Source organism: Undibacterium sp. GrIS 1.2, assembly GCF_040544435.1.
GTDB lineage: Bacteria > Pseudomonadota > Gammaproteobacteria > Burkholderiales > Burkholderiaceae_D > Undibacterium.
Genome location: NZ_JBEONP010000032.1, coordinates 1 through 14491, shown reverse-complemented (window position 1 = coordinate 14491; position 14491 = coordinate 1). Strand labels below are relative to the sequence as shown.

13 protein-coding genes are annotated in these 14491 nt (G+C 49.2%); 3 read left to right on the top strand and 10 right to left on the bottom strand.

All coding sequences use genetic code 11. The features are described 5' to 3' along the window. Positions 1 to 2: 2 nt before the first annotated feature. On the bottom strand, positions 3 to 1265 hold the full coding sequence (locus AAKU61_RS14390; RefSeq protein WP_354333289.1) for an efflux RND transporter periplasmic adaptor subunit: 1263 nt from the start codon (positions 1263 to 1265) through the stop codon (positions 3 to 5). Positions 1266 to 1488: 223 nt separating this feature from the next. On the opposite strand from AAKU61_RS14390, the gene AAKU61_RS14385 reads away from it, so the two are divergent. Then, positions 1489 to 4077, top strand: a complete 2589-nt coding sequence (locus AAKU61_RS14385; RefSeq protein ID WP_354333287.1) for a DEAD/DEAH box helicase — start codon at positions 1489 to 1491, stop codon at positions 4075 to 4077. Between the two features lie 103 nt (positions 4078 to 4180). Next, complete coding sequence (locus AAKU61_RS14380; protein WP_354333285.1) at positions 4181 to 4810, top strand: hypothetical protein; 630 nt, start codon at positions 4181 to 4183, stop codon at positions 4808 to 4810. Positions 4811 to 4953: 143 nt separating this feature from the next. Here the strand turns inward: AAKU61_RS14380 and AAKU61_RS14375 are convergent, their stop codons facing one another. From AAKU61_RS14375 to AAKU61_RS14355, 5 genes are all read right to left on the bottom strand, one after another. After that, positions 4954 to 5901 (bottom strand): alpha/beta hydrolase, encoded by a 948-nt coding sequence (locus AAKU61_RS14375; RefSeq protein ID WP_354333283.1) that lies wholly within the window; start codon positions 5899 to 5901, stop codon positions 4954 to 4956. 188 nt (positions 5902 to 6089) lie between these two features. Continuing rightward, positions 6090 to 6977 (bottom strand): MBL fold metallo-hydrolase, encoded by an 888-nt coding sequence (locus AAKU61_RS14370; protein WP_354333346.1) that lies wholly within the window; start codon positions 6975 to 6977, stop codon positions 6090 to 6092. Positions 6978 to 7133: 156 nt separating this feature from the next. Then, the gene (locus AAKU61_RS14365; RefSeq protein ID WP_354333281.1) at positions 7134 to 7373 is read right to left on the bottom strand and encodes a DUF1289 domain-containing protein; all 240 of its coding nucleotides are present in this window, start codon (positions 7371 to 7373) and stop codon (positions 7134 to 7136) included. Between the two features lie 7 nt (positions 7374 to 7380). Continuing rightward, entirely contained in the window at positions 7381 to 7878 is a 498-nt protein-coding gene (locus AAKU61_RS14360) for a YbaK/EbsC family protein (protein ID WP_354333280.1), read from the bottom strand. 132 nt (positions 7879 to 8010) lie between these two features. After that, positions 8011 to 8358, bottom strand: a complete 348-nt coding sequence (locus AAKU61_RS14355) for a PilZ domain-containing protein (protein WP_354333278.1) — start codon at positions 8356 to 8358, stop codon at positions 8011 to 8013. Between the two features lie 198 nt (positions 8359 to 8556). Here AAKU61_RS14355 and AAKU61_RS14350 point away from each other — a divergent pair, with 198 nt between their 5' ends. Further along, positions 8557 to 8991, top strand: a complete 435-nt coding sequence (locus tag AAKU61_RS14350; protein WP_354333276.1) for a hypothetical protein — start codon at positions 8557 to 8559, stop codon at positions 8989 to 8991. 66 nt (positions 8992 to 9057) lie between these two features. Here AAKU61_RS14350 and AAKU61_RS14345 read toward each other — a convergent pair whose 3' ends face one another. The 4 genes from AAKU61_RS14345 to AAKU61_RS14330 form a co-directional block, all read right to left on the bottom strand. Further along, entirely contained in the window at positions 9058 to 10386 is a 1329-nt protein-coding gene (locus AAKU61_RS14345) for a TIGR03862 family flavoprotein (RefSeq protein WP_354333274.1), read from the bottom strand. A 172-nt stretch (positions 10387 to 10558) separates the two neighbouring features. After that, complete coding sequence (locus tag AAKU61_RS14340) at positions 10559 to 11674, bottom strand: substrate-binding domain-containing protein (RefSeq protein ID WP_354333273.1); 1116 nt, start codon at positions 11672 to 11674, stop codon at positions 10559 to 10561. A gap of 353 nt (positions 11675 to 12027) precedes the next feature. Continuing rightward, positions 12028 to 12867, bottom strand: a complete 840-nt coding sequence (locus AAKU61_RS14335; protein ID WP_354333271.1) for a head GIN domain-containing protein — start codon at positions 12865 to 12867, stop codon at positions 12028 to 12030. Positions 12868 to 12939: 72 nt separating this feature from the next. Continuing rightward, a complete protein-coding gene (locus tag AAKU61_RS14330; RefSeq protein ID WP_354333269.1) occupies positions 12940 to 13833 on the bottom strand; it encodes a DUF1700 domain-containing protein in 894 nt (297 codons plus the stop codon). Positions 13834 to 14491 lie beyond the last annotated feature (658 nt).

Here is a 14491-nt window from a genome sequence, read left to right as displayed (position 1 = left end):
AATCAGTTTCCTTCCGAAGTGGCGTTTGCAGTACCGGTAGCAGAACTTGTCGCCGCCGCAATCGCTACTTTCGCCGCTGCCATTTCTATCGACTGACCGTCTTTAAAATTAGAGCTTGGATTACGCATGATAATGTCGCCTGCACTCAGACCACTACGCACCTCGTAGTTGCCGGTACGCTGATCGCGCTTACCGATTTGCAGATCGACCTTACTCAGAGTTTTTCCTGCGATCTTCCATGCATAGGATTTGTCACCCGACTTGACTACCGCAGCTTCTGGCAACATTAAGGCGCTGACAGTCGCGGCCTCGATATTGCCTTCGGCATACAGACCAGAGACACGTGGCTGATTGGTATCAGCAAAAGTAACCAGCACTTCAACCTGACGCGTGACATCATTCGCAGCCGGATCAACCCGGCTGACTTTGCCACGGAATTCCTGGCCGCCATAACCATTGATGCGGAAGCTGACCGCCTGACCAGTTTTTACCATAGCGATTTTGTCGGCAGAGACGCGACCTGCAAAACGCATGCTGGTAGGGTCGATCACCTTGACCAGTTCTTTACCGATGGATGCCGTATCACCCGCCGATACCTTGCGCTCACTGACCACACCATCAAACGGTGCCCGCACAACCGTGCGCTGTAACTGCTGCCGCGCGACGACCGCACGCGCTTTGGAGGCGGATAATTCGCTTTGTGCGCTATTGCGACGTACCTCCGCATCATCCATCGCTTGCATCGACGTCATGCCTGAGGCACGTAAAGTTTTTAAGCGTTGCAAGGCACGATCCGCCTGATCCAGCGCCGACGCCGCATTACGGGCGTTGTCTTCTGCCGAGGCCAAATTATCGCGGATCGAGGTTTCGTCCAGTTTGACCAGAATATCGCCATGCTTAACGACATCGCCGTTTTCTTTTAGTACCTGCAATACCACGGCAGAAACTTCGGCACGTAAATCTGCCTTACGTTCTGGCTGTATCGATCCGGTCACAACCGGTCCTGATGCCAGCGCATTGCTTTGCACGGTCATGACATCTTCTGGCGCGATGACAAGTTTGACTGGTGGCTTAGCATCCTTTTTGTCGCCTGCGCTGGTTTTATCGGGGGCGGTATTTGCCGCCGAACTAGCCGCACTTGCAGCAGCACTGCTGGCGGCGGACGCATCAGCACTCGCTGTATCTTTTTTATCTTTGCTGCATGCAACCAGACCAGATGCGATAGCAATTGTGGTGGCGAATACGAGAACCGTTTGTCGTAACATGATGAATCCCTGAGGCAAGAGGAATGGGGGAATGATGCCGCAGTATGAGCAAGCACCAGTTTGGCTTCAAGAGGCGAAGTGGCGAGTTGCTGTTTTGGACGGATGAAATGCCATTTTTACAGCTTGAAGTGCAATAGCCTGCTGTGCCAGATTCCTGGACTTCTCTTGCGGCGCTGCTTTTCGCTTAAGATGCAAGGCGTCCATCCTCCTGAACTAAGCCAGAATGTCACAAGCACCTGTACTCACTCTGCCCGGCACATTTCGCCCAAGAATCACTTTGCAAACTCTGGGGCGTGGCGATGGCCTGTTAGGGATGAAGCCGACCGGCACTTTTGGTCCGCGTGGTGGCAGCGTGACGGTAGTGCAGATCGACTGGCTGTATAAAATCGACCACACGGTCGCCCCTTCCAACCAAAACAACATTACTTGGCAGACACCGGCGCCAACCACCCTGCTTAACCGCCGGCCACATTCCACTCAGGAACTACTTGATGCGCAATCTAAGCCTTTTCTGTTATTGCGTGATCTGGGTGCAGAAGCCGATGCACTGGACAAAGTCTGGGAACTGAATTTACAACCGCTACCTGCCACCTGTTTGCAATGGCGGGATGAGGCGGCGGCAACCGAGTTCGGTCCGTTCTGGAGTTTGCAGCAAGAACATTTTTTCGCTGACTTTTGGGCTGAGCAGTTACCAGTGTTACAGGCGCTGGGCTGGTCGGTGGTGATACGCCCTGGCTTTGGCCATCAAAGTGTGCCGGTGGAAGCCTGGCATCTGATGATTAATCAGGATAGCGGAGAACTCATAAGTAATGAAGGTAATGATGGCAATGAAGACCAGACCGCCCGCCTTCCCAACACTAACGGTGTCGATAGTAGTGCTCTTGCCAAAATCAGCCGACTCGGGTTACCCGCACGCGAAGGCTCATGGCTACTAAGTCTGGGAATCGAGATCGATGGGCAAATCCTCGATCTGGTCCCTTTGCTTGCCAATTTGCTCCAGCGCGACAGACGCTGGTTAAACATCAAGCAAGTCATGGCAATTGACGATCTGGAAGTAGTACAGCTAAGGGCACCAGGCGGCAAACGGATTGACGCTGTAGCCGCACCTTTAAAAGCCATCGTCATGCATATGCTGGACTTGCTCACTGACGACTCCCGCCTGAACAATCCAGCTTCAACCGCTTTGCATTTGTCTGCATGGGACACCCAAAGGCTGGAAGCCCTGCGCCAGAGTTTGTTAGACAGTCAGGCCGACCGTGCCGGTGTGCATGGCAGCTGGCAATTGCGAGGTGACTTGGGACTGCGTGCACTGGCAAACCGCTTAACAACAGCGGGAAGCCCGCAAGCCGTGACCGCACCAGAAGGCTTAAACATTACGCTGCGGCCTTATCAATTGCATGGCGTCGCGTGGCTACAATATTTACGTACCCATCATCTGGCAGGGATTTTAGCGGACGATATGGGACTCGGTAAAACAGCACAAGCGCTGGCACATATTCTGATAGAAAAACAAGCAGGGCGTCTTGATTGCCCCGCTCTCATCGTATTACCTACTTCGCTGATTTTTAACTGGCAGGCTGAGGCGCGGCGTATGACACCTGGGCTGCGCGTACTGGCTTTGCAAGGTGCGGAGCGTGCCGACGGATTTGAGCAAATGTCAAAGGCAGATATCGTACTGACCACCTACCCGCTGTTGTGGCGCGATCTTGCCTATCTTGAGGCGCAGCAATTTCATTTACTGATACTGGATGAAGCACAAACCGTCAAAAATGCTGCAAGCCGCAGTGCCGATGCAGTCCGCCGCCTGCGCGCCCGGCATCGTCTGTGCATCACCGGAACACCGCTGGAAAATCATCTGGGCGAACTATGGACCCAGTTTGATTTTTTGATGCCAGGCTTTCTTGGCGACATGCGCAGTTTTACACGCTTATGGCGCAAACCCATCGAAGTCAATGGCGAAACCCTGCGGGCTCAATTGCTATCGCAGCGGATACGGCCTTTTATTCTGCGCAGGCGAAAGCAAGATGTTGCCAGCGAGCTGCCGCCAAAAACCGAAGTCATCAAACGGCTGAAACTGCAAGGCCAGCAGCGCGATTTGTACGAAAGCGTACGCGTCGCTGCCGACGAACAGGTGCGGCGCATCCTGCAGCGCAAAGGGTTTAGCGGCGGACAAATTACGATTCTGGATGCCTTATTAAAACTGCGCCAGGTTTGTTGCGATCCCTATCTGCTAAAACAATCGAGAGGATCAAAGGGGCAAACCGGAGCAGCCAGATTTCCGACAATGGAGCGCGCCAAGCTAGAGATGCTCAGCGATATGCTGCCAAATCTGGTCGCCGAAGGGCGCAGGATACTAGTGTTTTCTCAATTTACAGAAATGCTGGAGCTGATCGCCACACAGCTAACCGAACTGGAATTGCCGTGGTTGTCGCTGACCGGAAAAACACCACCAGCGCAACGCGGTGCCGTGGTGGCAGAGTTCCAGAGTAAAACTATTCCGATTTTACTAATCAGCCTGAAAGCAGGCGGCGTGGGGCTAAACTTAACCGCTGCCGACACCGTGATCCACATGGACCCTTGGTGGAATCCGGCGGTAGAAGAACAAGCTACCGCACGCGCGCATAGGATTGGTCAGGAGCAAGCCGTCTTTGTGTATAAATTGGTGGTCGAAGGCAGCATAGAAGAACGCATACTCGACTTACAAGCGCGCAAGGCGGCGCTGGCGGAAGGTATCTTAGGCAGTGATGCTGCTCTGGCACCGAAGTTTACTGTGGAAGATTTGCAGGCATTGCTGGCACCGCTGAGTGTCTAAAACAACATTAGTCGTGCCAAGATCGGTTCAATATCAGCTCGATCATTGTTGTTGAGTTAAAGGCTTGATACCATCGACGGGCTTTTTTACTTTACCTACATTTATGAACACCAATCATCAATCACCCGAGCAAGACAATGTGACTCAATCCAGCAGTTTTTCTAGCGATATCGTTACGCCGGAAACCATCGTCGAAGCCGGACCAACGCAAGATTTTTACGTCGTTTCACTGAAAAAATTCTGGCTCTTATTTGTGCTGACCATGGGTTTTTATGGCATGCTCTGGTTTTATAAGAACTGGGCGATGTATAAACAGAGCAGCGACGATAAGGACATATGGCCGGTACCACGCGCCATTTTCTATATCTTTTTCACACATTATTTATGCAACGCGGTTGATGCAAAAATACAAGATCAACAAAAGAATTTCAGCTGGTCGCCCAGCATGGTTGCAACTACGTTCGTAATCCTAAGTATTTTAAACCGCCTTGTTGAGCGCTTCGCTAGTAAGAATACTGATTGGGGCCTATTTGATGCGGTAAGCATGAGTTTGCTATTTGTATTGGGCTATTTGTTGAGTCAGGTTCAGATTGCTATCAACGTCGCCTGCAATGATCCCAAAGGACAATCCAATTCGCGCTTATCTGAAGCAAATTGGTTTTGGATGCTGATCGGAGCGATCTTATGGTTACTGACCGTGATCGGCATTATGTACACCCCAGCACCAACCTAACAGCGATCAAGAGCGCGATTAATACCGCGCCAAAATCATATACTCCCCCAGTTTTAACCTTCAATATGCCATAGTGTCCATATAATCATTGGACAACAAAATATTACTAGGGCGGAGTATTTATTTGATTACCCGCGCTGATCTTACTTCGCTGGCTGAGATCCCGTCGTAGATACAGGCTGACGCCCGGCGTCCGTCAACACAAATTGACTGACGGTGTCCAAGGTCGGCGCCAGGCCTCGCAGTGGCCAGGACATGCTGCCGATCAGACTCACATGGCTGGTTTTATCAAAATGGAACTCCTGCACCGGCACACCGGCAGCACGTAATTTGTTGGCGAGTCCGGTAGTGTTACGGATGGGATTCACCAACTTATCGTCCACTGGCGCGATCAATAAACTCGGTATCGAACTGGTACTGACATGGTTAATCGGTTGAGAATCTACAGGCGTATCCGGATAAAAAAATACTGGCTTCGCTTCTTCATTAGTGATGGGAATAAAGTCATACGGCCCGGCCAAACCGATCCAGCCGCGCAAGGCCGAAGGCTGCATACCGACCGCTGCCAACCAGCGCGGATCGAGCGCGATCATCGCCGCGTTGTAGGCACCGGCGCTGTGCCCCATCACAAAAAGGCGCTTGGGATCACCGCCGTAACGCTGGATTTCTTTACTCACATACGCCATGGCTAATGCGCCGTCTTGCAAAAATGCCGGATACCGGACTTGCGGATACAAACGGTAATCTGCCAACACACAAAGAATGCCGCGTGAGGTCAACGCTTCTGCCACAAACAGATAGTCAGCACGCGAGCCCGAATTCCAGGTACCGCCATAAAAAAACACCACGACCGGCCATGAAGCCTTGGGCATGGTATTGGTAGTACTAGCCGACGCAGGAGGATTGCCGGTGGGCGTGTAAATATCCATCTTTTGCCGCGGGTCGGTGCCGTAAGCAATATCGGCAACCTTGCTATACGACGAGCTTGGCGTCAGTGCATTGATCGTACGTACCGGTGAACAGGCAGCGATAACGCCAAACAGAATTAGTACCGTCGCTATAGAAATAATGAGTTTTAGCCAAGCTGCCACAGTAGCTCCTAGAAGATGGGTATGACTTTATTCGCAGTAAAACCGCGTTTGGATTCAAATCAACGGCTTTGTTGAGTGTTGCTGTTACTCCGGCAATTCTTAAAATACGTCATTCCTGCCCTCGCAGGAGCGACGAAGTGAGAATCAAATTGAGCCCGCATATTGAATTGCCGAATCAATAAATTATGTTAGCGGGTACTTACCAGCACATCATCCTGCAATCTGGCGACACCGGATTTAATTAAGTCAGCAAGCAAGGAGTTCATTAAGGGCTCTACAGCTTCATCAACGATCTGCGAAGACGCTCGCATGATGCGGTTTTGCGTCAGCGATTGCCGGATGGCGCTTACTGGTAATTGCTGCGTCTCTAATAACTGAAACGCGATCATCACCTTTAAGGCGTTGCGGGCATTGCGTTTGGGATCAGCCGCCAGATAATCGAGCCTGCTGTGGGCACGCTCAAGCGCTGCAGCAACATCGGTAAACGGTGCGCCGTGGCCTGGAATAACGATGCGTACCTCGAGCTCGCTAATCATCTGCAAGACTGCTGCTTGCTCAGCAAAACCGGATTCACCTTCCAGTTCGGGAAAGATCACACCAAAACCGTTTTGCCATAAGGCATCGGCGGAAATCAAAATTGCCTCGCTGGCGCAATACAGCATCAGCGAATGTGGATCATGACCGGGTGCCGCCAATACTTGCCATTGCAAACCGGCCAAAGTCACCTGCTGACCCGGCGACAAACTGGCATCAAAACTAAATTGCTGGCAACGTTGCCCGGTCGCCTTGTAGGTCAGGACATCTTCATCCCAAGCCGCAACCGCCGGCGCATCTGCCACCGGAATCAGCGTGCGGCAAGCGTAAGTCTGTTGCAGGATGGCGTTACCACCACAATGATCTGAATGCAGGTGAGTATTGATCAGCAAATCTAATGGACGCCCTTGCAGTGCATGCTGCACTAGTGCCAGGGTTTGACCGGCATGCGTCAGATAACCGCTGTCAACCAAGGCGGTCGTGTGTTCGTCTACCAAAAGAATATTATTGGACGAGAGCCAGCCGCGTTCAAAGACTTGCATACCCGCGGGCAATTGCAAGCCAACCGGATCTGCTAACCGGATGGATGAGGATATTGCTGGCTGAATATTCTGAGTATTAGTTGTGGCTGGCATGAAGCTTCTGTCTGAACGCGGTGGAGTATTAATATTAGCTAAGGATGTAAGTCCTCATCATTTCTAAGCAAACATCCGCTCCTTAACCTGCATCCAAATCTGGCGCTTAATGTCGTTGCTGGCGGTGCTCCAGCCAGTCAGTTCCGGTATGGTCCGAAAACATCCGGCACACCAGCCGTTGACCTGATCCATTTTGCAAATGCCGATACAAGGTGAGGGCACATCGCCGACACTGTTTTCAGGGTCGTAATCGTATAAAACGTTTTTGCTTGTGCCGCTGTTAAGATTATTTCCATTACTCATAAATTACTCATAAAGATGTTTTCAGTGCGATGTCTGCCAATGGCGCTTGGGTCATGGCGATTAATTGTGTTGGGGTGAGTTTAAAGACGGCATGCGGATGTCCGGCAGCCGCCCAGACCGCAGGGTATTGCATCAAGTCCTGATCAATCAAGACTAATGTTTTTTCCAGATGACCGATAGGGCAAACGCCACCGATGGCATAACCGATTTTTTCTTTTACAAACCTCGCATCGGCTTTGCCCAGTGCGCCGACAATCGCGGCAACTTTGTTCTCATCAACGCGGTTGCTGCCACTGGCAACGACCATCACGGCAGCATCATCCGACAAACGGCGGAATACAATCGACTTAGCGATTTCAGCAATACTGCAACCCAGACCGGCGGCTGCTTCGGCCGAGGTTTTGCCGCTGGCTGGCAGCATGACAATGGTTTGGTCGTGACCTAAATGTTGGAGTAAACCGGCAACGCGTTGTACGGTTTCGGGAAGAGCTTGATCTGTGGACATGAGCGTAAAGTTCAAACGAAACAGATCAATTTATAACATAGGCCGCACAAGGATGCTTGTGCGGGTGTAGCGATGTGATATTGCGGGGTGCTTAAGAAGATTTTGATAGCAACAAATCCAGCAAAAAAATACTTACTCCATCGTCACAGCGACTTTGCCACCCCAGCTATTGAGCAGAGCCTGATGTTGTGAAGGCACATCAAAATACTTCATACCGGCACGGTATTCACTGCCGCTTAAAATGCTGTAAAGGCAGGTCGCTTTACAAATAACCTGTGTCCGTTGCGAGGCATCACGCTGATCCGGCACTTCCATCATCATTTGATAAATTTGTCCGTCCTTTAATAAATGCGCACATTGCACCTGAATACCAGAACCAGAAAAATTAAGGATTTTGGAGGCGACAATATTACCGGGGGAAATCAAGATGGCAGAACGCCAGGACACATTAGAGCGAGGACTAGTACGGGACTCATTCATGACAAAACACAGACTAGAAAAACAGAGCTGAAATTGATTAAAAGTTGAAAGAAAAAATTCAAATTGACGTTTTGATTGTACCAAATTTTTCCATAGCGCAACTTAAATGTTGCGATAATCTTGTTGTTCCTAATTCCGTCAAAATTGCTTTTTCATTCTTAGTAAGCTAGGGTAGCCAAAGAACAAACAAAGTTAACTATGTCCAACTATCAAATTTTTTTCCAGTCAACTTTATTCAATATTGAACATGGTGAAGATGAGGAAACGAATCCAATGTGTTTTGGTCGTCAATTTGCGTCTTGGATGCATGAACAACTTCTAAAGGAGGGTCTGACAGTATTGGAAGTTGTTCCCGAAGACTGGGGGTGGTGTGTTGTAGTTCAGCGCAAACCATTCTTACTTTGGATAAGCTGTGTGAACGTCCATGATTATTTTAATTCATCTGAAAATAACCCACTCCCTATTGGCAACGAAGTGGTTTGGACATCCACCATCGTCGCTGAGCAGTCACTGATAAGCAAATTATTTTACAAACAGGATACGGAGTCCACAATCAAAAAACTTTTTAATCAGGTACACAAAATTATTCAGTCTGACAGCGCAAATACTATTATCACCGAACCAAGACAATAATAATTTCTTAAAAAGATCTATAACTAAAAGATGAATTGACCCTGTGTTTAAACAAACTGAATTATTCTAAATCTTAGTTAGCAGATCAAGCACTCCCAAACCGGCCTGCCTGCCGCTGGCAAAACAGGCTGTTAATAAATATCCTCCGGTCGGTGCCTCCCAATCCAGCATCTCGCCTGCACAAAATACCCCGGGCAAATTCTGCAACATCAGCTTATCGTTTAAAGCATCAAACATCACGCCACCTGCACTGCTGATGGCTTCATCAATTGGTCTTGCTGCATGCAAGGTGAGTGGCAGCGCTTTGATCGCTGCTGCTAGCGAGGCAGGTTGTTGGAATTGTTCTGCAGTCAGGCACTCTCGCAGCAAGCCGATCTTTAAGGGATCAAGCCCGACTTTGCTTTGTAAATGACTAGAGAGCGAGCGAGATCCTCGTGGATGCATTACCTCTTGCATGATGCGTTCTGCACTTTTGCCGGGCGCAAGGTCCAGGTGCATTACGGCCTTGCCTTGGCTAGCGATACGCTTACGTAGCAGTGCTGATAAAGCATAAATCAGACTGCCCTCTACACCGCCTTCTGTCATGACAAATTGCCCTTGGCGTGCGAGTGGCGTGCCATCATCTTGAATAAAGTGCGCAACTACCGTGATGAGCGCTTGCCCGGCAAAACGCTGTCGAAAGTGTTCAGACCAGCCAACATCAAAACCACAATTGGCAGGCTGCAAAGGCGCAACGTCGATACCTCGCTGCTGTAAAGGCGCCACCCATGCACCGTCTGACCCGAGGCGTGCCCAACTACCACCACCTAATGCCAATACAACGGTATCGGCTTGTATAGTTTGCTCGCCCTCTGGCGTACTAAAACGTAGCGCAGCACCATCCCAGCCCAACCAACGATGCCGCATGTGAAAGCCAACGCCAGCAGCTCGCAAGCGATGCAACCAGGCACGCAAAAGCGGTGCGGCTTTCATATCGGTGGGAAAGACGCGACCGGAACTACCGACAAACGTAGTGACACCCAGCGCCTCTGCCCAGGCTCTTAATTCGGCAGCTCCAAAACTCGCTAACATGCCAGCTAAATATTGTTGGCGATCTCCATAGCGCGCCAGAAAAGCGTCGCTGGGTTCGGAGTGGGTGAGGTTCATCCCGCCTTTACCGGCGAGTAAAAACTTGCGCCCGACTGAGGGCATAGCATCATATACATCCACCTGCACATCCGTCTGCACATCCGTCTGAACAGTAAGCTGCGTGGCATCGCTACTAATCGCTTGCGATACCGTTTCTGCCGCCATCAAACCTGCGGGACCACCGCCAATAATGACTACCTTATGCTTGGCGGTTTTTACGCTGGTTTTTACATTGGTTCTTATGCTTGTTTGTGCACCTGTCTGCATACTGCTTCCATCTTTTATGAATCAGCACATTGTAAAGGCTAAGAACCGCAAAACAAAAAACAAAGGGTGAATGGTTTCCCACTCACCCTTTGTTTGTCATGAAGCTTACGATTACTTGCTGCTGATTTGCTGCTGATTTCTAGTGCAGCTGCTCATTCAATATCTATAGTGTTTATTTAGCCCAAATTTTTAAATACTGATTGCGATAATCATTTTCTGGGTCAAACATGTTTTTTGGACCGCCGTCATAGGCAATATTTTGATTCGTGACCAGATGTACTGGAGTGACGTAACCGCTGGGGGCGACCCCTGAAAAAGCACGATTCATTTCATCGACTAACTGCCAGCCATGTAAAGATAACGGCTCTGGCACAGTGCCAATTTGTAAGGCATTCGCCCGGATGCGCTTGAAGGCACTATTAGAACCGTCGCCTGCTGATAGTCCGATCACTTTATTTCCGCCAAGCAGAGCCGCGATACTTGGTTTTTCCAGCAAATCAAAATACACGTCATTTACACCAATAACATGCGTCCATTTAGCACCGAATTTTTTCTCTACGCTCTCAACAACTTTGGACATCTTGGTATAAGCCTCCGCTACCGGCACATCTTCTACGCTTAGCAAACGGCAATTTTCGCATTGCTTGATGACTTCAATAATCGCATTGGATTTGGCAGCCGTGTACGGACTGGACATATCTGAAAAAACGACAATCCCGGCCTTGCTATTGGACTCAACTACGCCATACAAAGCCGCAATTTGTGCCGATTCTTTGGGATTAGAAGTGATGTTGGTGAACATGCCCTCGGAGGGACCGCTCTTGACCATAGAATGCCAGCCGACGACCGGTACTTTTGCTTTGGCTGCGGCAGCTAAACCTTTAGCCTGGCTAGTCGCGTCTACACCTGCCAAAATAATGCCGTTCGGTGACATGTCCAGCGCCTGACTGACAATCGCAGCGCCCTGGTTGCATCTGCCCCTGCAATCGATATATAAAAGTTCCCAGTCAGCGCCTTTGACCGCCTCTTTAATACCATTAAAAACGCCAACGATACCCGGGTCGCTTAGATCGGCGGCGACAAAGACAATTTTCTTTTTCTTGAGTAATTTGGGACCGTCTACCGGACCTTCCCAGCGATTGTTTAATCCAGCTGCTTTTGCTACGGTGGCATTAGCACGGCTGAGGAACAGCATAGGATTTTCCTGGGCATTGGCGGCACCAATACCACTGATGGAGCAAAACGCAACAAGCAACAAGGTCAAGCACTTACTTTGAATAGCAGTCATGATTCTGGATCGGTCAAGTTGAGTAAAAAACCGGCATGCCTGAAGGTGATCTGCAGACAGTCCGCACCGCTGATGAAACTTATTTTACAAATGCGGGATGATTATTGCAGAAAATTGTCGTGCGTAAATAGAGTTTCACTACCAAGCGGTCACGGAAGAATATTAAACTGGATCACATCAACGAAACTGACTTTTATTCTTTGAAACTTATTTTTATCAGAATAAACTTTAATAATAAGTGGTTGCGGTGCGACAAAATCAGCGCTTTAGAGCAGACACAAAACTGCCCCGGCGAAGCAACCAGGAGCGGCAACTTAGCTGGGGCAGTTTTATGTCAGTCTGGAGTTCACAACTCATTGCCAGTTAACTTCTCCCGAGCCAGAGCTCTGTACTGTACGTTTAGTAGGATTGCCGTAAATTCTAGCGTCACCGCTGCCGCTGAGACGTACTTTGACTTCTTGCGTTGCCGTGATCTTTGCGTCAGAAGAGCCACTGGCATTGAGTATCGCTAGATTTGCACGTAAAGCCACGGCGTCGAGGTTGCCCGACCCACTCATTTTTGCCGTCAGTAGTTTAGTTTGACCTTTTAGATTGATGTTGCCAGACCCCATAGCGGTCAGTTCAATATTGTCACTGTTGGGTAAGACCAGATTAACATCGCCGCTGCCAACCGCATTGGCCAACACTTGCTGATAATCGCCCTCAAACTGGAGGTTGCCCGAGCCACGCAAGATGGTTTCAAACTGTCTTCCATGAAAGCCTTTGATCATGGCATCACCACTGCCCTGCATTTGCAATTTTTCTAGCGCAGGTAGCGCCATCTCTATACGCAAGGGCTGACGGATCACGATGAACATGCCACGGGTGCCGATATACAAAGTATTGCCTTCGATTCTGGTAGTCACGCGAGACAACATATTAGGTTCGCCATGTACCATCAACTCAGGTACTGCCGCTTGTTTCAGTACCAGATCAATCGGCCCGTTCATCACGATATTGACGATGGAAGCATCAACAGGTCGCACCTCGCTATTGGAGGCAGATGATGTAACTGATGCGGCTGACGAAGCTGACGAGGCTGATATCACTAGTGATACAGATGCTGCATGCGCCCGCATTACGACCGCGCTTAAGCCGATTAAAACGATGGCGAGCAACAACATGCCTAGACCTGTTTTGATGATATTTCTCATGATTTTCTCCTGCAAATAAATAAACAAATAACGTGGGCGCAAAAATTAAAATGATGTTTTAGGCTGGGATTCTTAGGCATTAGCATTAGCGTGAGCAGGCAAGCGCAGCAGCGAAATATTCCATTGCAAGTAATTTTTGAAGCCGATGAAAGTGTATTTCGTCATGAACAGACACAGCATGAATAAGGCAATGCCACCGAGCAGAAAGCCAATACCTTGCAAGACATGGTATCGATTCAAACCATTGTCAACATTGACTTGAATACCGCCTTGCTTACTCTTGCTTTCTATTGCGATGGTGCTTGCACCGAGAGTGTTGCTGGCTACAGCACTAGATGCGCTATTCGCTACAACGCTGGAGGCGCTATTGACTGGATTATTGGTAGTTGTTTTAGAACTGGTGGAAGCCAACGGCTCCACAGAATCAGACGACTCAGTATCACCATCCTCGATATTAATTCCGACCGGCGTGATATCGACGGTGACATTGTTACGACCATGGAATTTGAGATCATGGTCATCCATGATCACCACATGATGGTTGTGCGACGGCATGTCAAATTTAAAATGCTCTACGCCGGACAGACCACCTGCTGCAATCGCAATGCCAGCAACGTAGAAACTTAATGAAGTGACATAGGCTGCCACGAGCATGCTGACATACACAATCGCCGGAATAATCATAAATAAGTTAAACACCATCACGCCTAACAGAGCCACCAGCAAAGCCGCCAGATTAGCCGGGCTAGCTCGATGCTTAAACGCATCCAGGCGCGCTTTACTGCGTTGTTGCGCAGCGACCAATTGTGGCGAAGGCAAACTGGCAGCAACTTGTTCTTCGCTGCGCCCCGCCATTAAAGCGTCAATAAATTTGCTCTCGTAAGCCCACATGGTTTCTTCCACTACCGCTGTAGGTAAGCCATCCAGCGATTGCTTGAGGGCATTCATATATTCTGCTTTGTTCATTTTGTTCTCCTCTGATGCTCTGTGGGTAGTCATAACGGATTGCGTAGAGTGACTGTAAGCAATCACGCTGCATGGCGCTACCCGGATGCGACAGTACGCAAGATAGTGGGATCAGATTGCGAGAGACGGGGATAGTTGGCTAGAAAAATGAGCCGGGCAATGGGATATAAGCTGGCCGTCAGTTGAATCGAGATGCCTTTTTTTTCAGCAAAACTCTGCCATTGCGCATCAAGGACTTAAGCTGCCTGTCATTTTCTTAATTAATATACTCCCTAAGGGTATATATTAGTCCTCCATATAACCCCTGGACAATACGGCATATTTCATAAATTTGATTGGGAGTATATTGATTTCAAGCCCATTTAGACGAGCAGTCACGCTCTGCATTGTTACGCTACGGTATTAGCTTGAGCCTCATCACTTGCGCTGGATTGTAAATCTAAGCCTACGCATCAAATCTGCAGCCTTAGAATAAATGCCATTTATACATCTACTTTTCTTTCTTTATAAAATGTCATGATAAAATTATCAACATTAATTTATTGCCATTGATTTACAACCACTAATTTATCAATATCAACAAGCCCACGTTCACGGAAATACATTTGATGGATTACCTCACCACCAGCCCCACCGCACGCTCCGGCGCACTGTCTGG

Excerpts from the sequence above, each read along its gene's own strand:
- AAKU61_RS14335 (WP_354333271.1), bottom strand. The coding sequence starts at position 12,867 with ATGAGAAATATCATCAAAACAGGTCTAGGCATGTTGTTGCTCGCCATC.
- AAKU61_RS14380 (WP_354333285.1), top strand. The coding sequence starts at position 4,181 with ATGAACACCAATCATCAATCACCCGAGCAAGACAATGTGACTCAATCC.
- AAKU61_RS14390 (WP_354333289.1), bottom strand. The coding sequence starts at position 1,265 with ATGTTACGACAAACGGTTCTCGTATTCGCCACCACAATTGCTATCGCA.
- AAKU61_RS14370 (WP_354333346.1), bottom strand. The coding sequence starts at position 6,977 with ATGCAAGTCTTTGAACGCGGCTGGCTCTCGTCCAATAATATTCTTTTG.
- AAKU61_RS14360 (WP_354333280.1), bottom strand. The coding sequence starts at position 7,878 with ATGTCCACAGATCAAGCTCTTCCCGAAACCGTACAACGCGTTGCCGGT.
- AAKU61_RS14340 (WP_354333273.1), bottom strand. The coding sequence starts at position 11,674 with ATGACTGCTATTCAAAGTAAGTGCTTGACCTTGTTGCTTGTTGCGTTT.
- AAKU61_RS14330 (WP_354333269.1), bottom strand. The coding sequence starts at position 13,833 with ATGAACAAAGCAGAATATATGAATGCCCTCAAGCAATCGCTGGATGGC.
- AAKU61_RS14345 (WP_354333274.1), bottom strand. The coding sequence starts at position 10,386 with ATGCAGACAGGTGCACAAACAAGCATAAGAACCAATGTAAAAACCAGC.
- AAKU61_RS14365 (WP_354333281.1), bottom strand. The coding sequence starts at position 7,373 with ATGAGTAATGGAAATAATCTTAACAGCGGCACAAGCAAAAACGTTTTA.
- AAKU61_RS14355 (WP_354333278.1), bottom strand. The coding sequence starts at position 8,358 with ATGAATGAGTCCCGTACTAGTCCTCGCTCTAATGTGTCCTGGCGTTCT.
- AAKU61_RS14350 (WP_354333276.1), top strand. The coding sequence starts at position 8,557 with ATGTCCAACTATCAAATTTTTTTCCAGTCAACTTTATTCAATATTGAA.
- AAKU61_RS14385 (WP_354333287.1), top strand. The coding sequence starts at position 1,489 with ATGTCACAAGCACCTGTACTCACTCTGCCCGGCACATTTCGCCCAAGA.